This is a genomic window from Acetobacterium malicum subsp. dehalogenans DSM 11527 (genome assembly GCF_000472665.1).
In the GTDB taxonomy this organism is placed as follows: domain Bacteria; phylum Bacillota; class Clostridia; order Eubacteriales; family Eubacteriaceae; genus Acetobacterium; species Acetobacterium malicum.
This window is the reverse complement of record NZ_AXAC01000016.1, coordinates 39,368-63,149: the sequence shown is the minus strand read 5'-3', so window position 1 is coordinate 63,149 and position 23,782 is coordinate 39,368. Positions and strand designations below refer to the sequence as shown.

The window sequence follows — 23,782 nt, the reverse complement described above, 5'->3', positions numbered from 1 at the left end:
GCGCTGGTTTCCGTTAAACGCCTAAAATCTGTCGCTTCTTGGCCTCAAACTCCTGCGGAGTTAGAATCCCCTGATCCCGCAACTGTCCCAGTTTGGATAATTGCGCCAGTTGTTCGTCAAAGTCCACATCTTCCTGATAGCTTTGCTGTTGCGGAGCTTGCTGCTGATAGGCCTGTTGCTGCTGGACATAAGCCTGCTGATCTTTTTCAGCAAACCGCTGAGCCTGACGACGGCTGACATTGTTTGATACTGCTGTGGCCGTCCCGGAAATAACTGCAGTTCGGGCAATTCCTCTTAGTAATCCAGCCATTTAATTTTCCTCCTCTTTATCTAACTCTGCAGCCGCATCGGGATGGATTCGGCCTTCCGAAACCAGTTTGCCATTGGCATTGATCAATGCCTTCTTAAGATCTTTTGCCCACAAATGCTCGATGATCAATAATCCGGCTGAATTATTCAGGTCCAGTACCTCTCCGACCTCTTCGGTATCTTCAATGCTGATCAGTCCAGCTCGTTCCCGATGCAACCCCTCTATCGAACGGGCCAGTTCTTCACCCAGGTTATTGAGTTCAAGTGCCGAGACATTCCCGTTTTGATCTTTGTAAATCAATGCCAGATCCAGTACATTGATGATTCTTTTATTTACAGCATCAGTCAAGGCATTCAATACCTCACCTTTAAAGTGGTTTCCCTCAAACTCCAAAACAATGTAATCAATTGGGCCACGCATATTTTTCTCCCTTCCGTATATTCTTATGATATATCCTACCTATTTTGATATTTTCATCACGTTATTTATCATGTCAAGCTGTTATCTATCTACCCAAAAGAATATCAATTTAGCATTTTTTATAATTTTGTTTAATACTTTTAAAAATGGGAATTTATAGAATAGAACTGATAACAGTTCACCGAAATAATTTTAAACAGGAGGTCTGAAAATGGAAAATGTAATTGGTAATGCTACCAAGGGTCACAAAGGAGTAGGCATTACCGCTTCAATCATCATGGTACTGCTTGGCATTGGGGTATTTGTAGCTCCGCAATTTTTCTTGAATATGATGATCTGGATCTTTGTCATCGGTCTGATGGTTTATGGTGTATTTCTTATCTATGACTACGCCAAGAGTGAAGTAAAAAACGGTTGGAGTCTCACTTCAGGCATCATGGCTGTGATTCTTGGCTTTTTACTGGTTTTTGCCCCAGCTCTTTCCCGAGCTGAAACCTTTGGCTTTATGCTGGCGTTTATGACCTTATTCACCGGTATTAATCAGATCACCGCTTCGTCCGTACTAAAAAAACAGGGCGGTTCCGGAACCGGGTGGCTACTGGCAGCCGGGATCATCAATACCCTGCTCGGATTTTTCTTTCTCTTTAACCCCTACGTCATGCTTTTTGCCTTCTCGATCATTGCCGGAATCTATTTAATTGTTGGCGGAATTGCTCTTTTCGCATCCACCATGTCATCCCACCCTGGCGAACAATAAACAACGTCTTGCCACCATTTAAACTCTGTTAAAGCAAACAAAAGATGTCTCGAGTCTGAGACATCTTTTGTTTTTTATTTATCTTAAAATCTGGTTTAATCCCTTGATTATGTTATTGTTTTGCTTTTCGCCAATTTTATGATAAAATTCCACTTACCGATTTGCCGCTCATTCTTTTTCTCCCAGCCCTGGAAATACTGGAATCGGGATGGCTCCGCCAATAACAGCCCCAATGGCCATGGGGATTACCGCATTAATCGGAAACATGATCAGCAGTAACAAGATCACCGCCAAGGGTTTTCGAAGAATCGCACCCGTGAGGGCAGCAGTAACCACTGCTACGCAGAAGATTGGATCAATCGGCAGTATCATTGCAAAGGCGTAACCAATCGCTGTCCCGGCAAAAATAACCGGAAAAATATGTCCGCCCCGCCAGCCCATTTCCAGACAAACATTGGTAATCAGCAGCTTGACAATGGCGGTCACAAGAAGCAGCGCCACACCAATACTTTCCCAGCCATGCATCAGCTCAGACAACTGGTGTTCCCCGGAAAACATGGTATAGGGTAAGAACATTCCGACACCGCCAAGGATTACCCCAGCCAAAACAGCTTTGACCACTACCTTGTCCTTAAGTGGCCGGATTGCCAGTTTAACCAGGCCCTTAAAAACAAAATAAAGCATTCCCAGCAAACTGCCAACCAAAGCTAAGGGGATAACCAGAGTCCATTCCGTGTTTCCCAGGGTTTCAATGGCGGGAAAATTTCCCAGGCCTGATCCCCCGCCAATATGGTCAGACAAAAACCGGAATGCTCCAAAACCACCAAGAATACCAACAAAATATAATAGCATCCTGGTATTCTTCGGTATTCTACTGATACTGTCATCATCCTCTATCTGATTGATAAATCCAAACAGCGGTGAATTGAAAATAACCCCCATCGTGGCTGCCATACCGATTTCGGCAATTTCCTCAACTTCCGTCAGGGTAAATTTCAACTTGTCAGAAAACCAGAAACATAACCCCACAATAATTCCTGACAACCCAGCTTCAGGCCCCAGACTTCCCCCGAAAATCAGCGGTAGCAAGGCCGCCACACCAATGATATGGAGATTATTATAGGGAATCTTTTGGCCCGTTTTCATCTCTGCCATGATTTCCGAAAGTTCTCTGGGATAGGGTCCAAAGCGCTTTTCCCATAAACCGACCAGCAGACCGCCAAGAGCACAAATCATCAGCGGATAAAAGGTAAGGTCAATTCTTGCCGGGATGAATGACCAGAGAAAGTCAATGCCGAGGTTTAATAAAAAAAGCAACAGCCAGGTAACACCGCCAATAACCGCACCTAAAAATCCGACGACCAGAATCATGACCAGGTTCTTTTTAAATTTAAGGCTCATATTCACCTCCGCTTTTTTACTGTAACTTTTATTGGTGTTGCTGTATTAACCCATTTTCCTGATTTTCCGCAACCGCAATCCATTTAGGCACCGGAATGGCACCGCCGATCACCGCACCGATGGTCATTGGAATAATGCCGTTAATGGGAAAACAAATCAATAGCAGTAGAATCACTGCCAGGGGTTTTCGCATCACTGTCGCCGTTAAGGCGGCAGTCACCACCGCCACACAAAAGATCGGATCAACGGGCAGTAGCAAGGCACAGGCATAACCAATCGATACCCCCGAAAAAATGGTGGGAAAAATGTTACCGCCCCGCCAGCCCATTTCGTGGCAGATATTGCCCATTAATAGTTTGACAATTCCAGTTAGGAGCAACATGGCAAAACCCATGCTCGGCCAGGAGTTCATCACCTCAACCATTTCGTGTTCGCCGGAAAACATCGTGTAAGGCAGAAAAATTCCCACCCCACCAAGGATCACACCACCGAGAATACACCGAGTCAGGATCTTCTGCGCCAATGGTTTAACCGCGGCCTTGGTCATCTTCATAAACAGATAGTAGAGCATGCCCGCTCCTACCCCAACAAGTGCCAGAGGAATCGCTGCTGCCCATTCCGTGCCCGATATTTTTTCAATGGCAGGAAAATGTCCCAAACCCAGCCTCCCACCAAAAATGTTCTGTAGTATGGTTAATACCCCATAACCACTAATGATCCCCACAAAATACATTAACATTTTCAGATTTTTGGGAATTGCTGCCGGTTTGTTTTCATCTTCAATTTGTTGTACAAAGGCAAACAGCGGTGCTCCGAAAATAACACCAATGGTTGCAGCCATACCGATCTGAGGTAGTTCATCAGTTTCTGAAATAACATACTTAAACCGGTCCGAAAACCAGAAACATAACCCGACAATCACGCCAGTTAGGCCGGCTTCCGGCCCCAGACTGCCCCCAAATATCAGCGGCAACAGAGCTGATATGCCAATAATATGTAAATTATTGTAGGGAATCTGTTCCCCCTTTTTAACATCCTTCAAAATCTCCGCCATTTCCCGGGGATAGGGCCCAAACCGCTGCTCCCACAGCCCGATGAGCAGACCACCGCAGGCACAGATAATTACCGGATAGAGGGTAAGATCCACAGCATTTCTAACATCCGTCCATAAAAAATTGATCCCCAGATTCATGATGAAAAGCAGTGCCCAGGTTATCCCACCGATGGTTCCGCCCAGCACCGCCACAAATAAAGTCATCACGGCTGTTTCTTTAAACTTACTCCCCACGTTGTCCTCCTGTCAGTCGGTCTTTAAACCCGCTCATTGATGAATTGCACCCGGTTTTTTCCAAATTCTTTCGCCTTGTACATCGCGATATCTGAATAATTCAGCAGTTCGGCGGCGTTGATCCCATCCTGGGGATAGCGCGCAACGCCGAAGCTGGCACTGATATTCAAATCCATATTTTCAATTACAAAGGTCTCCAGCAATGCGGTCCGGATTTTTTCGACATACTCAAAAATTTCCAGTTCAGTCAAATTACGTTGGATAATCAGCGTAAATTCATCACCACCCAAACGTCCCAGCATATCCTGTTGAAAGACGATTTTCTTAATTCTATCAGCAATCGCTTTCATCAATAAATCGCCGATATAATGCCCTTTATAGTCATTGATCTTTTTATAATTATCCAGATCAATAAACACCACTGCAAAATGCTCGCACTGCTCTGGCGACCGATCTACCAGAAAATCCAGCTTATTAATTAGCATTTCACGGTTTGGCAATCCGGTTAAAACATCGGTAAAGGCAAGGTAATTAAGTCTGACCTCACGCTGTTTCATTTTTCTGTTAAGTTCCTTCAGCTTGACATTCTGCTGTAAAATTTTCTTTTCCGTACTTGCCAGTTCATCGTATAGGTTACTAAGCTCCTTTTTCTGTTCGGTTGCTTCGATCAACTTACTTTCAAACCCTTTTTCATAAAATGTAATAATACTGATCGTAATTATCGTGCAGATCGGTACGATTACCCCCGGTATGGCACTCAGATTTCCGGCGCCAATAACCACAATGAATGCGACGATCAAAGCTACCAGAATATTGATCACTACTGCAATCTGATAACCCTTGTCTCTGATGGCGACCACCAGATAGACCGACACCATCACCTGTAGCTGTGCCACAACACCGGCAATACTCGTTGTCGCTGACAAACGTAATTCAAGAACAATGGCAGTAAAGTATAAAATCAGACAAATGACAACTTTGACCCGTGATGCGACCTTACTTTCCGGAGATGTCGTTTTATTTTCAAAGTAGTTTTTCTTTAAATCGGCGATCTTTTTTATTCTTTCCATGAACCCTCTCCCGCTAATGAATTCTGATCCGCGACGCAAACGATCCGAAGCCTTTTTGATATGATTAGACCCTAGTTTCGCAGGCACTGCCAGAAACCGGTCTGTTCATTAAGTTGACCGAACTGCTTAATCTGCCAATTCGTCCTGTGACGCTTTTTGTCCGTAGGAACTGCCAAACTTTACAATCATTTTTTTCATTTCTTTTTCATCCAGAATCACCGGATCACCAATGGACCGGGCTTTTACATACACCTCGGCACAGTGTTCAATTTGTTCCGCAATATTAAAGGCATTGAGGATATCCTTACTGCCGGTCAGCAAGCCATGGTTGGCCATTAAAACCGCATAGCGATCCGTCATCGCTGCAAAGGTTTTTTCAGCCAGCTCCATCGTTCCAAAGGAGGCATAATCAGCACACCGTACATCCAAACCGGAATAGGCCACCAGGTAACTGGATGCCGGTAGCGACTGTCGCAACGTTGCGAGCACTGTGGAATATACCGAGTGGGTGTGAACCACCGCTGCAATATCATCCCGTCTGACATAAAAAATCCGGTGCAGTTCATATTCACTGGACGGTTTTCTTCGACCGTCTACCGTTTTCCCATCGAGATCCATAACCACCACATCTTCCGCTTCGGTTTCAAAATAGTCAATGCCGCTGGGACTGACTGCCATCAGTCCGCTGTCCCGATTTAAAATACTGATGTTTCCGCCAGTTCCTTTCGTTAACCCGGCACTAATCATCTTACGGCAATAGCTAACCACATCTTGTCGTTCTTTTTGTAATAGCATTTTTTCACCTTCTTACTTGGATAACGTTTACTCAGCCTGCATAAGCAGATTTATTTATATAAAATGTTCCATTCTTTTCATTTTAACACAGAGAAGTACACTAGACAATGTGTGGCACGCACTGTGCCAAAATTTTTATCATAAAAGATAAATACCAAATAGAAAACTGCCGATCAGTCCTGATTAACTGTACCGGCTTCAATCACTTTGATAATTTGGGAATATTAGAAGAAAAACTTCATTCTTCAAAGAGCAGCTAATAGGTGCTTGGCACCATAATCCTATCGTGATTAAAAAAAATCACCTTGATTTTTTTTAATCACGGTGATTTTTATTTATTCGATACTATTCGTAATAAATCTCATCTATGGCACAGCCGGCCGGAACAATGGGGTAAACCCCTTCTTCGTTTGAGATCTTTACATGAACCAACAGTGGTCCTGGTTGGTCTTTGATCGCTTCTAACGTTTCGTCCAGTTCAGTCATGTTGGTAACCTTGTAGCCGGGGATCCCGCTGGCGGCAGCCAGCATGATATAGTCGGTACATTGGACGATGTCGGTTTGAGCATAGCGTTTATCGCTGAACAGCTTCTGCCATTGCCGCACCATTCCCAGGGCTTCGTTGTCAAACAGGAAGATTTTCAACGGGATCTTGTACTTACTGACAGTAATCAGCTCCTGACAGTTCATCCGAAAACTACCGTCCCCGGCAACCAGCAGCACATCGGCATCGGGATTGGCCAGTTTAACGCCGATGGAAGCCCCCAGGCCGTAGCCCATGGTGCCTAAACCGCCGGAGGTAATAAACTGAGCTGGGCGCTTGACGTTCCAGTATTGGCCCACCCACATCTGATGCTGTCCCACCTCGGTGACCACAAAGGCTTCCGGATAGGCGGCATTGATGGTGTTAAGAATATTCTTGGGATGATAATTCCCTTTTTCGGCACAAGGAATGATCCAGTTTTTGATTTTTTCGTACCATTCCGGGTAGGATTTTTCCTCGATGTCTTTCGTCAACAGCGGCAAAACATCTTTGATATTGCCCTGAATCTGAATTTCAGCCGGGATATTTTTGGCGAATTCGGTGGGATCCACATCGATGTGAATGATTTTTTTATTTCTGACAAAGGCATCGCAGTTGCCGGTGACCCGATCACTGAAGCGGGCGCCGATGGCAATCAGGACGTCAGAATTGATGACAGCCAGATTGGTTTCCTGGAAACCGTGCATACCGACCATTCCCATTGACAGTTCGTGATCGCGGGGAATACCGCCTAAGCCCATTAAAGAGTTGGCCACCGGAATTCCGGATTTTTCGGCAAAAGCCAGCAATTCTTCGTGCGCCTTGGATTTAAGCACCCCACCGCCGGCATAGATCATTGGCCGTTCGGCGGCATTAATGGCTTCAACCGCTTCAAGTATTTTTGACTCCTTGATTTCCGGATAAATCTGACGCAGTTTGGGAATAAACATTTTTTCGTATTCGGTTTTCGCCAGGAAGATATCCTTGGGAATATCGATTACAACTGGTCCCGGTCGTCCCGATTGGGCGATCACAAAGGCCTCCCGGATGGTATCAGCCAGATCTTCCACATCAGTGACCAGATAATTATGCTTGGTGATCTGCATCGTCACGCTGGTGATGTCAATTTCCTGGAAGGAATCCTTGCCCAGCAAAGGTGAAGCAACCTGTCCGGTAATGACAACCAGCGGTACCGAGTCCAGATAGGCATTGGCAATCCCGGTGATCGCATTGGTTGCACCTGGTCCCGAAGTGGTAATGGCAACCCCCACCGTATCGCTGGTTCTGGCGTAGCCATCGGCAGCATGAACACCATTTTGTTCGTGACAGGGGCCAATTTCGGTAATATCGTGATCAAGTCGGTAGAAGGCGTCGAATAATGGAATGACGACGCCACCGGGGAATGAAAAGACATGTTTGATGCCCTGTTCTTCCAGACAACGGACGGTGATTTCCGACCCTAATAATAATTCTTTGTTATTCAAATTTTCACTTCCTTTCTGCTTTTGGTGTAGTCGTAGGGGCGTTAGTACCCGCTTGTTGAAGTTTAGTTACACTGCTTTTCCGGGCGGTTGATAACCGCCCCTACAAACCATTTAGTTACTACTTTTATTTTAAATTTCTTTATTTTTCAAAGACAGCGCCGGTGGAGGCGGAGGTTACCAGTCTGGCATAACGGGAAAGATAGCCGGTCTTGATCTTTGGTTCGATGGGAACCCAGGCGGCTTTTCGTTCAGCCAAAACGGCATCGTCCACCTTTACGGCAATCGACCGGTTAGGAATATCGATGGCGATAATATCGCCTTCTTCAATCAGGCCGATGGTGCCGCCAGCGGCAGCTTCCGGTGAGACATGGCCAATGCAGGCACCCCGGGTCGCGCCCGAGAAACGACCGTCGGTGATTAAGGCGACATCCTTATCCAGTCCCATGCCGGCGATGGCAGAGGTTGGGAACAGCATTTCCCGCATTCCCGGGCCACCTTTCGGACCTTCGTAACGGATGACAACCACGTCCCCAGCCACAATTTTGCCGGCTTTAATCGCCGCGGTAGCGTCTTCTTCCGAGTTAAACACCCGGGCTGGGCCTTGATGTTTTAACATTTCCGGAGCCACGGCCCCCTGTTTAACTACGCCGCCATCGGGGGCCAGGTTGCCAAAGAGCACGGCCAGACCGCCGGTGGGGCTGTAAGGATTTGTCAGTGGGCGGATGACTTCCGGGTTTTTATTAAAGACACAGGTCAGGTTTTCGGCAATGGTTTTGCCGGTAACCGTCATTAAACTGGTATCAATCAGATCGGCATCGGCGAGAGTTTTCATCACCGCCTGAATGCCGCCGGCGTAGTACAGATCTTCCAGATGGTGATCTCCGGCTGGTGCCAGCTTACACAGATGGGGCGTTTTAGCAGAGATCTCGTTGACTTCCTGAAGGTCGATGCAGACCCCGGCTTCGTTGGCAATGGCAGGCAGATGGAGGATGCTGTTGGTCGAACAACCCAGCGCCATGTCGCAGGCCAGGGCATTTCTGAAGTTGGCATCGGTCATGATATCCCGGGGCTTGATGTCCCGTTTCCACATTTCCATGACCTGAATCCCAGCTTTTTTTGCCAGTCGCACTCGTTCAGCAAAAACGGCAGGAATGGTGCCATTGCCAGGCAAACCCATCCCCAACACTTCGGTCAGACAGTTCATACTGTTAGCCGTAAACATCCCGGAACAGGAGCCGCAGCCGGGGCAAACTGAGTCTTCAAAGGATTTAAGCTCTTTTTCGTCAATTTTGCCGGCGTTAAAAGCTCCCACCGCTTCAAAGGCGGTATTTAAATCGGTATCTTTCTGACCCACCGCTTTACCGGTAAGCATCGGACCACCACTGACTACCACGGCAGGAATATTGAGCCGGGCGGCGGCCATCAGCATGCCGGGGACGACCTTATCGCAGTTGGGAATCAAAACCAGCGCATCAAGGGAATGAGCGGTGGCCATGATTTCAATGGAATCGGCAATCAGTTCCCGGGAAGCCAGAGAATATTTCATCCCCACATGACCCATGGCGATACCGTCACAAACCCCGATAGCCGGAAATTCGATGGGGGTTCCCCCGGCCATGCGAACGCCATCTTTAACCGCTTTGGTAATGGTATTTAAATGAATATGTCCGGGAATGATTTCATTAAAGGAATTAACCACGCCAATTAAGGGTTGCTCCAGTTCTTCGTCGATATAACCCATGGCTTTGAATAAAGAACGTTGCGGCGTTGTTTCGACGCCTTTTTTTACACGATCACTTTTCATTTGATATCCTTTCTATTGTGGTTTTGATTCAGCGGTCCGGTTTGCGGGCGGGTAATACTCGCCCCTATGAACCGGAACTACCAGGTATTCTGATTTTACAAATTTTCGATAATTTTCTGGCCCATTTCGACGGTGCCGACCAGGGTCATCCCTTCACTGAAGATGTCGCCGGTACGGTAGCCCTGCGCCAGCGTTTTTTGAACGGCGGCTTCAATGGCATCGGCTTCGGCGATCAGATCCAGGGAGTAGCGCAGCATCATCGCTACCGAAACAATAGTAGCAATGGGATTAGCTTTGTTCTGGTTGGCAATATCTGGGGCGGAACCATGGATTGGTTCAAACATCCCGAATTTGCCGTCGGCCATACTGGCTGATGGCAGCATTCCAATGGAACCGGTGATCATGCTGGCTTCATCAGATAAGATGTCACCGAACAGGTTACCAGTCACGATAACATCAAATTGTTTGGGGTTGATGACCAATTGCATGGCGGCGTTATCGACATATAAATGATTCAGTTCGACCTCAGGATAGTCTTTGGCCACTTCTTCCACACAGCTGCGCCAGAAGCGGGAAACTTCCAGAACATTGGCTTTATCGACATTAGTTACTTTTTTATCGCGCTTCATGGCAATTTCAAAGGCTTTTTTGGCAATCCGCAGGACTTCCGGCCGGGTGTATTTCATAATATCCCAGGCCGCAAAATCACCGTCCCGGCCTTTTTCGCCAAAATAGACATCGCCAGTCAGTTCCCGAACGACCATGATATCCAGGCCGTCGCCGATGATTTCCGGTTTTAACGGGCAGGCCGCTTTCAGTTCCTGATAGAGAATCGCTGGTCGCAGGTTGGCATACAGGCCCAGGGCTTTTCGCAAGCCCAGCAGACCGGCTTCTGGTCGTTTATCACCAGGCAGATTGTCCCATTTTGGTCCGCCCAGGGCACCCAACAGCACGGCGTCACTGGCTAAACAGACGTCAACGGTTTCCTGGGGCAGCGGGTTGTCACAGGCATCAATGGCGGCGCCGCCGGCCAAAACTTCGGTATAATTGAAGGTATGGTTGAATTTTTCAGCAATTTTATCTAAAACTTTGATACTGGCCCCGACAATTTCAGGGCCGATTCCGTCTCCGGGAATCACGGCTATTTTATAATTCATTTGTTCTCCTCTTTTAGGTTTCAGTTTTTATTTTATAAATGGACGTTTACGGGCGGTTGAGAACGACTAAGGGTTAGACCTCCACCGCGATGCGCCATATAATTCATTTGCATAGTCATTATTTATTTTCCCGTTCCTCGTCGTTTAACAGTTTATATTCGATGGAGTCGATCAGAGCGATCAGACTGGCTTCGATGATATCGGTAGAAACACCGACGTTAGTCCAGATGTCCACACCATCGGAGCTTTCAATCAGTACCCGAACCTTGGAGGCGGTGGCTGATTTGGAATCAATGACACGAACCTTAAAGTCGGTCAGGCGAACCTCGCTGATTTTGGGGTAAAAGACTTCCAGCGCTTTTCTGAGGGCTTTATCCAGCGCATTGACCGGACCATCACCTTCAGCAGCATTGATTTCCGACTGACCGTCAACGTTGATTTTAACCACGGCGGAGGAGCTGAGGGCTTCTTTGGTATGAGTTTGTTCACCAATGGTTTTGAAATCTTCCAGGGTGAAAAATGGCTTGTGCATCCCCAGCTCTTTGCGGATCAACAGTTTGACGCTGCTTTCGGCCCCTTCAAACTGATAACCCTGGTATTCCAGCTCTTTGATGCGATCCATCACCCGGGTGGTTTCATCAGATTTCTTGGTCAGGCTCGGGTCGACCTCGTTGATCAGCTGAATGATGGTGCTGCGGCCGGAAACTTCGGACATTAGAATCCGGCGTTCATTTCCCACCGCTTCTGGTGAGACATGCTCAAAAGAGGCCGGGTTTTTCATGACGGCGTCGATATGCATGCCGCCCTTATGGGCAAAGGCTGATTTACCCACAAAGGGCTCACGCCCGGTGAGGGCGTAATTGGAAATCTCGGCAATTCGAATCGCCGAAGATGTCAGTTTTTGAAGCTCCGCATCCGCCAGACAATGGAATCCCATTTTTAACTGCAGATTCGGGATAATGGTGGCCAGATTGGCGTTTCCACAGCGTTCACCATAGCCCAGGAAGGTTCCCTGAACTTGACGGGCACCGGCATGAACAGCCATCAATGAATTAGCTACCGCCAGCCCGCTGTCATTATGGCAATGAATCCCCAGGGGAATCCGTAATTTTTGACGAACATCGGTAACGATTTCCTGAATTTCATAGGGCAGGGTGCCACCATTGGTGTCACAGAGGGCCAGACAATCGGCCCCCCCTTCCTGAGCCGCCAGCAGGGCTTCGATGGCATAGGCCGGATCGTTCTTATAGCCATCAAAGAAATGCTCGGCATCAAAGGTGACATCTTTTCCCTGAGCTTTTAAATAGGCCATGGTTTCTTCGATCATTTTCAGGTTTTCGGCCAGGGTCGTTTTGATGATATCAGTAATGTGAAAGGTCCAGCTTTTTCCAAAAATAGCTACCCCCGGGGTTTCTGTTTCGAGAATCGCCTTAAGATTGGCATCATCCTCAACGGCAATACCACCCCGGCGGGTGCTGCCAAATGCAACCAGCTTGGCATGATTAAGGTGGATCCCTTTGATACGATTGAAAAACTCGATGTCTTTTGGATTCGAACCGGGGTTTCCGGCTTCAATGTAATCAATCCCCATTTTATCCAGCGTTTCGACCACGCGGATTTTGTCTTCTACCGAGAAAGATATGCCTTCGGCCTGGGCCCCATCTCTGAGGGTTGAATCAAAGACTAATATTTTTTCTGACATTCCAATTCCCCCTTATCACGGTTTTGAACTTGTTTGTTCCTGGATTTCTTTGCTTTGACTGTCTTTTATGTAAAGCATCTGGTTTACGGCGTCAACATAAGCTTTCAAGCTGGCATCGATGATATCGGTACTCAAGCCCCGGCCATGATAGACATGGGTGCCATCAGAAATTTTCACCTGTGCTTCACCCTGGGCATCGGTACCGTCGGTGACTGCAGTAACCCCATAATCAATCAGGGTCAGTTCACAGTCAACCAATTCGCTGATGGCTTTAAACCCGGCACTGATGGGTCCATCAGCCAGGGATACCCCTTCGATGAGATCACCGTTTTTCCGTAAGCGGATGGTGGCGGCGGTGGAAATGGTATTCCCGGTACTGATGACAAAGCGGTCCAGCGAGTACACTTCGGGAATGGCCAGTTGTTTTTGTTCGACCAGCGCCAGAATATCTTTATCAGAAATAACTTTTTTCTTATCAGCCAGAACCTTGAACTGATTGAACAGATCCAGTACCTCTTCGTCACTTAAGGTATAGCCCAGCGAGGTGAGTTTATCCACAAAGGCATGCTTGCCGGAATGTTTTCCCAACACCATTTTGTTTTCTTTTAAGCCGATCGATTCTGGCGTCATGATTTCATAAGTTTCTTTATTGGCCATCATCCCATGCTGATGGATGCCTGATTCGTGAGCAAAGGCATTTTCGCCGACGATGGCTTTATTCGGCTGCACCCGAACCCCAGTTAACTTGGATAATAAGCGGCTGGAACGATAGATTTGGGTGGTATCAATATTTGTATCCACCTGATAAACATCGTAGCGGGTTTTAAGGGCCATGACAATTTCTTCCAGGGCCGCATTTCCGGCCCGTTCGCCAATGCCGTTAACGGTACATTCCACCTGACCGGCACCGGCCTGAATGGCGGCCAACGAGTTAGCCACACCCAACCCCAGATCGTCATGAACATGGACAGAAATGGTGGCCTTATCGATATTTGGTACATTGTTCCGAATGCCTTCAATGAATTTAAAATATTCACCGGGGGTGGTATAACCGACCGTATCCGGGACATTGACAATGGTAACCCCTTGATTGATAACGCCTTCCAGTACCTGATATAAGAATTCCGGTCGGGTCCGGGAAGCATCTTCAGCAGAGAATTCTACCTCACCGCAAAGGTTTCGGGCAAATTTGGCCATCGCAATGGCTTTTTCCAGCACTGCTTCCGGGGACATCCGCAGCTTGTATTCCATATGGATGTCCGAGGTTGCCAAAAAGTAATGAATTCGTGGGTTAACCGCGCCTTTTAAGGCTTCATAGGCGGTGCTGATATCTTTTTCGGTGCTCCGGGCCAGACTGGCAACAGTGGCATTTTTAATCTCATTGGCAACCAGTTGAACCGATTCAAAATCACCAGGAGATGCAATGGCAAATCCGGCTTCAATGACGTCAATTCTCAGACGTTCGAGTTGTTTCGCCATCTCTAATTTTTCTTTCAGGTTCATACTGCAACCCGGTGACTGTTCCCCATCTCGAAGGGTGGTATCAAATATTTTTACTATTCTGCTCATTGCATCTCCTCCTAATTATTTTGTTTTTTTGTTTTAAAAAAAGGCAGAAGGTCTTCTGCCTTTGAGGTTGTCAAATAACTACCGTACCGACCAATTGTTAATCTGTTGTTCGCTGCGGAATCGGACAGGCTCTGCCGTGTCCGCTCCGATGCGTACAACATGATGTAACAATTGTCGGTACTGGGTTGTCTTTTTTGTGTGTGCTATTTTTTAATCCAGGACATCATGGTTCGTAATTCAGCGCCGACTTTTTCTACTTGAGTTTCCGTTTCAATTCGTCGCACAGCATTGAAGTATGGTCGGTTAGCCTGGTTTTCAAGGATCCAGTTACGGGCAAAAGTACCATCCTGAATATCGTTTAGAACACCCTTCATGGCTTTTTTGGTGTCCTCGGTAATGATTTTGCTGCCAGTGATGTAATCACCATATTCAGCGGTATCACTGATGGAATATCGCATGTAGCCCAGTCCACCCTGGACAACTAAGTCGATGATCAGTTTCATTTCATGGACACATTCAAAATAGGCGCTTTCTGGTTGGTATCCAGCTTCTACCAGGGTATCAAAACCAGCTTTCATCAAGGCTGTTACGCCACCGCAAAGAACCGCTTGTTCACCGAATAAATCGGTTTCGGTTTCTTCTTTGAAAGTTGTTTCCAGGATACCGGCACGACCACCGCCGATTCCGGAAGCATAAGCTAAACCCAGATCATGAGTATTGCCTGATGGATCCTGGTAAACGGCAATCAGACAGGGAACCCCGCGGCCTTCCTGATACTGACTTCTGACGGTGTGTCCAGGTCCTTTTGGTGCGATCATGAAGACATTGACATCAGCTGGTGGAATGATCTGACCATAATGAATATTGAAACCATGAGCAAAGACAAGGCTGTTGCCTGCTTCAAGATTTGGTAAAATGCTTTCTTTGTAGATCGCTGCCTGTCTTTCATCCGGAAGAAGAATCATGACGATATCTGCTGCTTTTGTGGCATCAGCTGCGGTCATGACTTTTAATCCTGCTTCTTCAGCGATTGGCCATGACTTGCTGCCTTCATAAAGACCAACAATTACATTCACACCTGATTCTTTCAGATTCAGTGCATGGGCATGACCCTGACTTCCGTATCCAATAATTGCAACTGTTTTTCCATCGAGTAACCCCAGATTACAATCTGCGTCGTAAAATAATTTTGCCATTTTTAAATTTCCTCCTTGAAATGTTTTAATAATTTAATTTTCAATTATATAAATTCACTTGATGTGACCATTATATACTCACGTAAGTTGTGTAAATCGTACCGACCAATTGTTAATCTGTTGTTTGCTGCAGAATCGGACAGCCTACGGCGTGTCCGCTCTGATGCAAACAACATGATGTAACAATTGTCGGTACTTACTTTTTGTTTGTTCAATTTTCTTAACCGCATAGCTTTATAAACTAAAAAAATCCGCCTCTGTATAACAACAGAGGCGGATATAAGTATCCACGGTACCACTCTAACTTCGAAATAGCTTTACAACTATCTCCTCTTCTGGTCTGAACGCAAGGCGCACCTAACCATAGTCATTTAACGTTGACGTCCCGGATGGGATCACGGCCTTCCCTACTAATTGGGTAAATTTTCAGGTTGGCAGCTCGCAAGTGAGTATTACATACCATTGTACTATTGGAATTACACCATTCTCCAACTCTCTTAAATACAATTTTTGGTATCTTTCTCTTGGTCATAGCAGTTATTTTATTTGGTTATTTTTCAATCACAACTTTTGTATTTGAGTCATTATATCTATTTATTTTGCCTTTGTCAATCACAAAATATCAAAGAAATGATGATATCGGTTTCTAGATTGAACCATCGCAAAGCATCCTCTTAAACCTCGGTAATTTCGTATTCCTTATTACCCAGACCCAGCTTGACGGCGTGATCAACACAAACCTTCCAGTTTGTATCCGGATGAACCAGGGTGAATACATCCAGTTCTGACAGATCCTTTTCTTCATTCTCAATAATCCGTTCCTCCGCACAGCTGCCCCGGAGAATCCGGGCGTTATTGCAGGCATCCGCGCAGGCCATATCCAGGGCCACCGGATCGATGGAGGCAAAAATGCCGACATCCTGAATGATTGGCAGATCGTTTTCGACATGGCAATCACAGTTAGGTGAAACATCGATAACAAAGCTGATGTGGAAATGCGGACGTCCGTCCAACACCGCCTTGGTATATTCGGCAATTTTTTTATTGAGGATATCATTGCTTTCATCATATTTAGGTGAGATGGCATCAAAAGGACAGACCCCAATGCAGCGGCCGCAGCCGACGCAAATGTTGTGGTCGATGCTGGCTTTGCCATCTTCTTTCCCATAAGAAATAGCCTGCACGGCACAGATCTTACCGCACATTTCGCAACTCCGACATTTCTTTTCTTTTACAAAGGGTTTACTATTTGAATGCATTTCCATTTTTCCCCGCCGGGAACCGCAGCCCATGCCGATATTTTTCAGGACGCCACCAAAGCCGGTATTTTCGTGGCCTTTGAAATGAGTCATCGAGATAAAGACATCGGCGTCCATAATCGCCCGGCCAATTTTGGCCGTGGCCACACATTCGCCGCCTGCCAGTGGCACCTCAATGTCATCGGTGCCCTTCAGGCCATCGCCAATAATTACATGGCAACCGGTGACAAAGGGATTATAACCATTTTCGTAGGCGGCATCGAGGTGTTCCAGGGTGTCTTTACGTCGTCCCACATAAAGGGTATTGCAGTCAGTCAGAAATGGTTTCCCGCCCTTTTCCTTAACCATATCGACAATAACTTTGGAGTAATTGGGTCTGAGATAGGCGAGATTTCCCGGTTCACCGAGATGGATCTTAATCGCCGCAAATTTATTCTCAAAATTAATGTCCATCATCCCAGCCGCAGTGACCAGTTTTTCCAGCTTTTTTAAAATGTTATTCGATCCTGTCGTTCGCAGCGTTGTAAAATAAACCTGTGATTTTTGATTCATCATCTTTCTCCTTATAATTTAATCAATTCTGTTCGGGATATTGTTCTTAATAGAAGTACAATTGTTTCTAATTTAAAACATTTTATCGTTTTTCTATTTTTTATCAAGGTCAAATTCCTTCAAATTGATCCTGAATACATGGCTGATCATCATCTTATGCGGTTACTACCTGATTGAATGCCTGATTAAGAATCGTCTGAATATCAAATCCTTCAATATCCAAACCTTCAGCTTTGATTTGTTCAACTTCCTTGATGCCATATAGTCCGCACAATCCTGCGATATAATCATAACCAAAATTCAAACTTCCGATAAAACCTCCCGCCGTAGTGACATAAAACAGTTTCTCAGCTTGACACAAGCCATATGGTACGCCATCCGGGCCGTATGAAAAGGCCATACCGCACACACTGACTGCTTCAAAATAGTTTTTTAAAACAGCCGGAAATGATAAATCCCAATACGGTGCCCCAACTACAATCAGATCTGCTGATGCAAATTGTCTGGCATAATCAAAAATTTCGTCAGAAAAACTGTTCGCTTCAATTAAACGGGTTCGATAATTCAGTGCCTCACAATCCAGAGCGATAATCTTTTCTTTCTCCAGCTTAACTGTTTGCAGCTGATAGTCTTCCTTTTCCATTCTACTTTCAATTAGTTTTTCACAGATTTTTCTTGTTCGGGATTCTTCCCCACGCATACAAGCATCGATAAATAAAATTTTCTTCATTGCATCTCCTTCAAAATAATCGCTCCTGTTAATCGGTCCATCTAAAAAATTAGCCGTTTTTAGACCTTTGCCACATTGCTGCTTAGTCTGATCGCAACCAAAATAAAACACCATTCAACCATTTTCTGCCGTTCTCAAATTCTCAAAAAAAGTAGTCAACATTTCTTCGCAGGCAGCTTCACAAATCCCTGCGTAAATCTCCATCTGTTTGGGCAGCATCGGGTGTTGTCCCAACCGGGCGGTGGATTCGACCCCGCCAAATCTCTTTTCGGCAACACCATAGACCAGTACCGGAATCCGGGCCTGGATAATCGCCCCCATACACATCACACAGGGTTCAGCGGTAACATAGAGCTGACAGTCATCCAGCCGCCAGCGGCCCAGTTTCTGTGCCCCGGCCCGGATCACCAGCATTTCGGCATGGGCGGTTGGGTCGGCTAGGCTTTCTTTCTGGTTGTGAGCCCGAGCGATGATCTTGCCGTCGCAAAGCAGCACCGCCCCGATCGGAACCTCGCCTCTGGCCGCACCTTCTTTTGCCGCTTCAATGGCCAGGGCCATGATCTTCTGCAGATTGTTTTTTTTATCGATAATCGTTTCCCCCTCTATTCATGGCTAGAGCAATCCTACCAGTGGCCCTTGTTATAAGATCAACCTTGCGGACAGTTAATAACCACCCCTACGAACCATTATTTACAGAATCCCAAAGTTAAGCACTGCTCTGAACATAATCGTCCAGGGCCATGTCTGATAGCCGGTTCGGGGATTATTGGCCGACTGCTTTTGCGCCGGCTGTATCGGCTGGGGATTGGGCGTCGGTTTTGGCGCTGTTCCGGCAGTCACATTGGGGCTGTTAATTGCCGTTATAAAGCGTTCGTTGCCGGCATTCTGGAGATAGCTGATAAAGGCTTCGTCACAGGCCGAATACTCATTAATGATGGCGGCGGCCTGTAACCCCGGGTAATCACTACTGGTGGCCAGATAATTATTGCAGGCGATGGTGTACATCCGATTGGGATCAAGGTCTGCCGTCCCCACCTTGGCTGAGAAAACCCGCTGGCCCACGGGCTTCGTTAAATCATAGGCGGCGGTTATGCCGCTCCACTGAAGGTAGCTGCCGCTGTTGCTGGGCCATGAGTTGTCATTTTTATCATTGGCAATCTGGTTATTGACACCAATCTCAATGCTGGTTTCCAGCATTTTTTTAACATCAGCTCCGGAAACCGACTTGGTCACCAGATAATTTCCAAAGGGCAGCACGTCGATAACCTGACCCTTGTTGATCTCTCCAGCCGGAATCTGAGCCCGGATTCCCCCGGCATTTTCAGCGGCAATATCAGCACCGGTGACAAACCGGTAACTGTCGGACAGGGCTCGACCCAGGTTCAGTTCACCCAGCCGCACATCCTGCCAGATATTGTCGGTACTCCCGCCCAGTTTTACCGGGGTATTGCCAACCACCTGTTTTTTTATCGGATCTTCCCGAGCTTCGATAGCAGCCGTCAGGGCCGCCACCGTCGGGTCCGCCGGAATCACATCATCAGTCGCCTCGGCCACGGTTGTCAGATTGGCTGTTTTACTCACAACCGTATAGGAGACTTCCGTCGCTGCTGCCACCACTCCCGTTTCCTCCGTCGGAATTTCTGGTTCAATCATTTCAGCTGATATTAATTCATTTTTTGCTGTTTCTTCTGCTGTTTCTTCTGCTAGTACTGCTTCGGTATTTTCAGCTTCCGGGATTTCAATCCGGGCGGCCAGTGCTACTGCTTTTTTCAGCGTAATCTCAACCTCACCTACCGCGCTAAAAAAACAGCCGGTCTGAACAATCAGGGTGTCGTTAACTTCCCGGTTTTCCACATCATGGGTATGGCCGTCGACAATCACATCGATTCCCGGTGCCCCCTGGGCAATGGCATCGCTGCGCATCAGGGTTCCATTGTCCGAATCACCGATATGGGTCAGAGCCACAATCACATCACAGTCCCGGGCTTCCAGAGCTGCTACTGCCTGCTGGGCCGTGGCAATGACGGACTCCCGGGTGCCAAAGGTTAGTCCCGCTACGTTGGCCGGAGCCGTATCCCCATAAATGTCCGGACTGATCAGTCCAAACACGCCGATTTTTAAGATCTCGCCGTCCACCGCAATTTCCTTGATCAGGTAGTCATCATTAAAAAAAGGATTTCCGGAATCACTATCGGTCACATTATTGCCCAGAATTTTGGTGTTGGCCATGATTCCCAATTCCAGCAATCGCGCGCTCCCATAATTAAAATCATGATTCCCGGGGGCCATGGCATCAAAGCCTACCGCCGCCATCAGTTCGGCAATCGAACCGCCGGTTTCGATGGTAGCAAAGGACTGGCCATGAAAGATATCCCCGGCATCAACAGTCAAATCAGGACTCTCCTGATTGATAATGGTCTTAAGCTTGGCATAGCCGATGGTATTGTTCTTGGCACTGTAACTATAACGGGAATGGGTGTCATTCGTATGAATGATTTTGAGGGTGATGGTCTGATCATCATTGACCGTTGCCGCAAAGGTCATGGATCCCCAACATCCCATTATCATCAGCACGATCAGCAGTAAACCAAGAACCTTATTAATCTGTTTCATCACAACTCCTTTTTACTAATCTGCGGTTATTTTATCTTCATTATATATTCTTTTCGCAGGATATCAAAGTAATAAAATCAATTTATTAAACTCAATTTATTAAAATTAATTCATTACGCAAATTAATACCATAAAAACCGATCAAAAAACTAACAAAAAAACTGCTTCAGGATTTTCGCCCGAAACAGTTTACATTTTTATTATTGTTAATCTAAAACCAGTGGCTTATTGCAGGGCTGGTTTACCGGTATATCGCAATAGCGCCTTACAAATCGCTGTGGTGAGAATTCCCGCCACAATCGCTTCGGGAATACCATTGATCGCAATTACTGACAGAATGACGCCGTATAAAGTCGATAATGCCACATTTTTGGCTTCGGCATAGCTTTGTCCAAAAAACAGATAAATAAAATTCATGACCAGCAGAGTATTAGTCAATGAACCAGCAACTCCAGCAAGGGTCAATGCCAACACATCATTGTTCTTTACTTTCTTCATCCCCTTAAAAACATAATGGGGCACTACGCCGACCAGAATTCGGGGGACAAAACAGATCACCAGACTCCAGAAATTACCAGAATAAGTTCCCAGGGAATAGAACGGCGTGAAAACAAATGATGTCACCGTGGGATTAAAGGTGTTATTGATTAAACTAGTCAGTCCAAAAACAAATCCCAGAAAAGCACCATAGAATGGTCCCAGAATAATACTGCCAATAATGACGGGGATATGAATAATGGTAGCACGGGTGAATCCCAGGGGGATATAGCCAAGAAACGGTGTCGCCGCCAACAAAATAATAATCGCTACAAAAAAGGATAGTTTGACCAAATCGTTGGTCTTTGTATTTTTCATTTTAACCTCCCGCTATCGTTCCAGTCACGCCGGATACAATGCACCTACATTTTAACGCCTTTTTAACTTATTTTCAATAAAAATTTATATTAACATTTGATTTACTTCTAAAAAAAAACGTAGTACCGACTATTGTTACATCATGTTGTTCGCATCGGGGCGAACATGGCGATAGCCTGTCCGAACCCGCAGCGAACAACAGATTAACAATTGATCGGTACGGTAGCAACCGGCTATCTGAATACAATAAAAACTTATATTTACTCCTGACCCCCGGGTTTGGTATAATGATTATGAAAACTAATGAAAACAACCGGAAAAGGAAAGTCGATGAAAAATATATTAAAAAATAAAACTGTTGTTCTGGGCATTACCGGAAGTATCGCCGCTTATAAAATGGCCAACGTGGCCAGCAGTCTGGCCAAAATGGGCTGCGATGTTCAAGTCATAATGACAAAAAACGCCCAGGAGTTTATTGCCCCCCTGGTCTTCGAGAGTTTAACCGGCAATAAGTGTATTGTTGATACCTTTGACCGCAATATCTCTTATGATGTGGCCCATATCAGTCTGGCCAAACGAGCCGATCTTTTTATGGTGGCACCAGCTTCAGCCAATGTGATCGGCAAAATCAATGCCGGGATTGCCGACGATATGCTCACCACCACGATCATGGCCTGCCACTGTCCCAAGCTGATCGCACCAGCGATGAATACCGCCATGTACGAAAATCCGATCGTCCAAAACAATCTCAAAAGCCTGAAAAAGCTGGGCTACAAGATCATCAATCCGGCGGTGGGTATGCTGGCCTGTAAGGATGTCGGTGCTGGGAAACTTCCGGATGAGGAGCTACTGGTTAATCATATTCTTCAGGAAATTGCCTTTTTTCATGATCTCAAGGGCAAAAAAATTATGATTACCGCTGGCCCGACCTGTGAGGCTATCGACCCGGTCCGCTACATTACCAATCATTCCAGCGGAAAAATGGGTTATGCCCTGGCCCAGGCCGCGATGCTCCGGGGCGCTGATGTGACCCTGATCAGTGGCAAAACCGCTTTAAACCCGCCAGCCTTTGTCAATCTTGTCCCGGTCGTATCCGCCAGTGACATGTGCTCCCAGGTAATGGATCATTTTGAGGCTACCGATATCGTCATTAAGGCCGCCGCCGTTGCCGATTTCAAACCCACTGAAGTGGCCACTGAAAAAATCAAAAAACGGGATGGACGGCCTGTTATCAACCTGACTCCGACCATCGATATTTTAAAAACAATTGGCGAAAAAAAGCGGTCCGACCAGTTTATCTGCGGTTTTTCGATGGAAACTGAAAATATGATCGAGAACACCAAAGAAAAGCTTTATTTTAAAAATGTGAATATGATGGTGGCCAACAATTTAAAGGAAAAGGGAGCCGGTTTTAATACCGCCACCAACCGGGTGACGATTATTACCCTGGAAAAAACCGAGGCCCTGCCCCTTTTATCCAAAGAAGCGGTGGCCCACCGGATTCTTGATGCGATCCTGGATGAACTGTAATGACCATTAACCAACTCAGTCATGTTGCCATGGAAATGGGGGTTATCCTCCTTTCCAATGGTGCGGAAACCTACCGGGTGGAAGAATCCATGCATCGGATCTGTATTGCCCTTGGTGCCAAGGAGGCTGAAATTTTTGTTGTCCCGACCACCATCATCATCTCTGTCACTCTGGAAGGGGAGCTTCCGCTGACCCGAACGCGACGGATTCACTCCCGTAAAATAGATTTGACCAAGGTCTCGGAAATTAATCATTTGTCCCGTCAGATCTGCTTTGAACCCACCAACTACAAAGATCTACTGGCAGAAATCAGACGTATCGATACCATCCCCTCTTATCCTTACTATCTTCATGTTTTAGCTTTCGCCTTTATTTCTCAGATGTTCACCCTGTTTTTTGGGGGAAGTCTGATGGATAGCTGCGTCGGATTTCTGATTGGTATTGGAATTAAACTGCAAATGGATATCATGGGTCGCTTTGAGGCCAATGTTTTTTTCACCAATATTGTCGGGGGCTTAATCGTCTCCACGGTTGCCCTAACTGCTGCCGGTCTGGGGCTGAGCACCAATATGGATACCATTATTATTGGCTCAATTATGACGCTGGTACCCGGACTGGCGATTACCAATTCGATCCGGGATATTATCGCCGGGGATTATCTTTCCGGTTTGACCAAGGGCATTGAGGCCCTGCTGATTGGTGCGGCCATTGCCGCCGGGGTAGCTGTACCTCTGAGTTTATTGCGACCATTCTGGGGAGGTTGAAGC

The 23,782-nt window shown here is 46.5% G+C and carries 20 protein-coding genes; 3 read left to right on the top strand and 17 right to left on the bottom strand.

Annotation, left to right across the window (positions count from 1 at the left end):
* Nucleotides 1-13 precede the first annotated feature (13 nt).
* On the bottom strand, nucleotides 14-310 hold the full coding sequence (locus A3KS_RS0107670) for an SHOCT domain-containing protein (protein ID WP_026394424.1): 297 nt from the start codon (nucleotides 308-310) through the stop codon (nucleotides 14-16).
* On the bottom strand, nucleotides 311-730 hold the full coding sequence (locus A3KS_RS0107665; RefSeq protein WP_051355739.1) for a DUF6325 family protein: 420 nt from the start codon (nucleotides 728-730) through the stop codon (nucleotides 311-313). It lies immediately after the preceding gene.
* 211 nt (nucleotides 731-941) lie between these two features.
* On the opposite strand from A3KS_RS0107665, the gene A3KS_RS0107660 reads away from it, so the two are divergent.
* Entirely contained in the window at nucleotides 942-1,487 is a 546-nt protein-coding gene (locus A3KS_RS0107660) for an HdeD family acid-resistance protein (RefSeq protein WP_026394422.1), read from the top strand.
* A gap of 168 nt (nucleotides 1,488-1,655) precedes the next feature.
* On the opposite strand, the gene A3KS_RS0107655 is transcribed toward A3KS_RS0107660, so the two are convergent.
* The 15 genes from A3KS_RS0107655 to A3KS_RS0107585 form a co-directional block, all read right to left on the bottom strand.
* Nucleotides 1,656-2,888 carry a chloride channel protein gene (locus A3KS_RS0107655; protein ID WP_026394421.1) on the bottom strand — a complete coding sequence of 411 codons (1,233 nt, stop codon included), beginning with the start codon at nucleotides 2,886-2,888 and terminating at the stop codon, nucleotides 1,656-1,658.
* Nucleotides 2,889-2,916: 28 nt separating this feature from the next.
* Entirely contained in the window at nucleotides 2,917-4,176 is a 1,260-nt protein-coding gene (locus A3KS_RS0107650) for a chloride channel protein (RefSeq protein ID WP_026394420.1), read from the bottom strand.
* Between the two features lie 23 nt (nucleotides 4,177-4,199).
* The gene (locus A3KS_RS0107645; RefSeq protein ID WP_026394419.1) at nucleotides 4,200-5,246 is read right to left on the bottom strand and encodes a GGDEF domain-containing protein; all 1,047 of its coding nucleotides are present in this window, start codon (nucleotides 5,244-5,246) and stop codon (nucleotides 4,200-4,202) included.
* 126 nt (nucleotides 5,247-5,372) lie between these two features.
* Nucleotides 5,373-6,041: an L-fuculose-phosphate aldolase gene (locus A3KS_RS0107640; RefSeq protein WP_026394418.1), complete on the bottom strand. Its 669-nt coding sequence runs from the start codon at nucleotides 6,039-6,041 to the stop codon at nucleotides 5,373-5,375.
* A 345-nt stretch (nucleotides 6,042-6,386) separates the two neighbouring features.
* Nucleotides 6,387-8,048: a biosynthetic-type acetolactate synthase large subunit gene (ilvB, locus tag A3KS_RS0107635; protein ID WP_026394417.1), complete on the bottom strand. Its 1,662-nt coding sequence runs from the start codon at nucleotides 8,046-8,048 to the stop codon at nucleotides 6,387-6,389.
* Nucleotides 8,049-8,187: 139 nt separating this feature from the next.
* Complete coding sequence (ilvD, locus tag A3KS_RS0107630) at nucleotides 8,188-9,852, bottom strand: dihydroxy-acid dehydratase (RefSeq protein ID WP_026394416.1); 1,665 nt, start codon at nucleotides 9,850-9,852, stop codon at nucleotides 8,188-8,190.
* Between the two features lie 95 nt (nucleotides 9,853-9,947).
* Nucleotides 9,948-11,009 carry a 3-isopropylmalate dehydrogenase gene (gene leuB, locus A3KS_RS0107625; protein ID WP_026394415.1) on the bottom strand — a complete coding sequence of 354 codons (1,062 nt, stop codon included), beginning with the start codon at nucleotides 11,007-11,009 and terminating at the stop codon, nucleotides 9,948-9,950.
* A gap of 118 nt (nucleotides 11,010-11,127) precedes the next feature.
* Nucleotides 11,128-12,711: a citramalate synthase gene (cimA, locus tag A3KS_RS0107620; RefSeq protein ID WP_026394414.1), complete on the bottom strand. Its 1,584-nt coding sequence runs from the start codon at nucleotides 12,709-12,711 to the stop codon at nucleotides 11,128-11,130.
* A 15-nt stretch (nucleotides 12,712-12,726) separates the two neighbouring features.
* Entirely contained in the window at nucleotides 12,727-14,280 is a 1,554-nt protein-coding gene (locus A3KS_RS0107615) for a 2-isopropylmalate synthase (protein ID WP_026394413.1), read from the bottom strand.
* Nucleotides 14,281-14,483: 203 nt separating this feature from the next.
* Nucleotides 14,484-15,476 (bottom strand): ketol-acid reductoisomerase, encoded by a 993-nt coding sequence (ilvC, locus tag A3KS_RS0107610; RefSeq protein WP_026394412.1) that lies wholly within the window; start codon nucleotides 15,474-15,476, stop codon nucleotides 14,484-14,486.
* A 674-nt stretch (nucleotides 15,477-16,150) separates the two neighbouring features.
* Complete coding sequence (locus tag A3KS_RS0107605) at nucleotides 16,151-17,287, bottom strand: DUF362 domain-containing protein (protein ID WP_026394411.1); 1,137 nt, start codon at nucleotides 17,285-17,287, stop codon at nucleotides 16,151-16,153.
* A 154-nt stretch (nucleotides 17,288-17,441) separates the two neighbouring features.
* Nucleotides 17,442-18,017: an NAD(P)H-dependent oxidoreductase gene (locus tag A3KS_RS0107600; protein WP_026394410.1), complete on the bottom strand. Its 576-nt coding sequence runs from the start codon at nucleotides 18,015-18,017 to the stop codon at nucleotides 17,442-17,444.
* Between the two features lie 114 nt (nucleotides 18,018-18,131).
* Nucleotides 18,132-18,587: a nucleoside deaminase gene (locus A3KS_RS0107595; RefSeq protein ID WP_278247307.1), complete on the bottom strand. Its 456-nt coding sequence runs from the start codon at nucleotides 18,585-18,587 to the stop codon at nucleotides 18,132-18,134.
* Nucleotides 18,588-18,707: 120 nt separating this feature from the next.
* Nucleotides 18,708-20,630: a bifunctional metallophosphatase/5'-nucleotidase gene (locus tag A3KS_RS0107590; RefSeq protein ID WP_026394408.1), complete on the bottom strand. Its 1,923-nt coding sequence runs from the start codon at nucleotides 20,628-20,630 to the stop codon at nucleotides 18,708-18,710.
* A gap of 225 nt (nucleotides 20,631-20,855) precedes the next feature.
* Entirely contained in the window at nucleotides 20,856-21,485 is a 630-nt protein-coding gene (locus tag A3KS_RS0107585) for an ECF transporter S component (RefSeq protein ID WP_026394407.1), read from the bottom strand.
* A gap of 330 nt (nucleotides 21,486-21,815) precedes the next feature.
* Here A3KS_RS0107585 and coaBC point away from each other — a divergent pair, with 330 nt between their 5' ends.
* Both coaBC and A3KS_RS0107575 read left to right on the top strand, forming a co-directional pair.
* The gene (gene coaBC / locus A3KS_RS0107580; RefSeq protein ID WP_341349833.1) at nucleotides 21,816-23,015 is read left to right on the top strand and encodes a bifunctional phosphopantothenoylcysteine decarboxylase/phosphopantothenate--cysteine ligase CoaBC; all 1,200 of its coding nucleotides are present in this window, start codon (nucleotides 21,816-21,818) and stop codon (nucleotides 23,013-23,015) included.
* A complete protein-coding gene (locus tag A3KS_RS0107575) occupies nucleotides 23,015-23,779 on the top strand; it encodes a threonine/serine exporter family protein (RefSeq protein ID WP_026394405.1) in 765 nt (254 codons plus the stop codon). Before coaBC ends, A3KS_RS0107575 begins: the two co-directional genes overlap by 1 nt.
* Nucleotides 23,780-23,782: the final 3 nt, after the last annotated feature.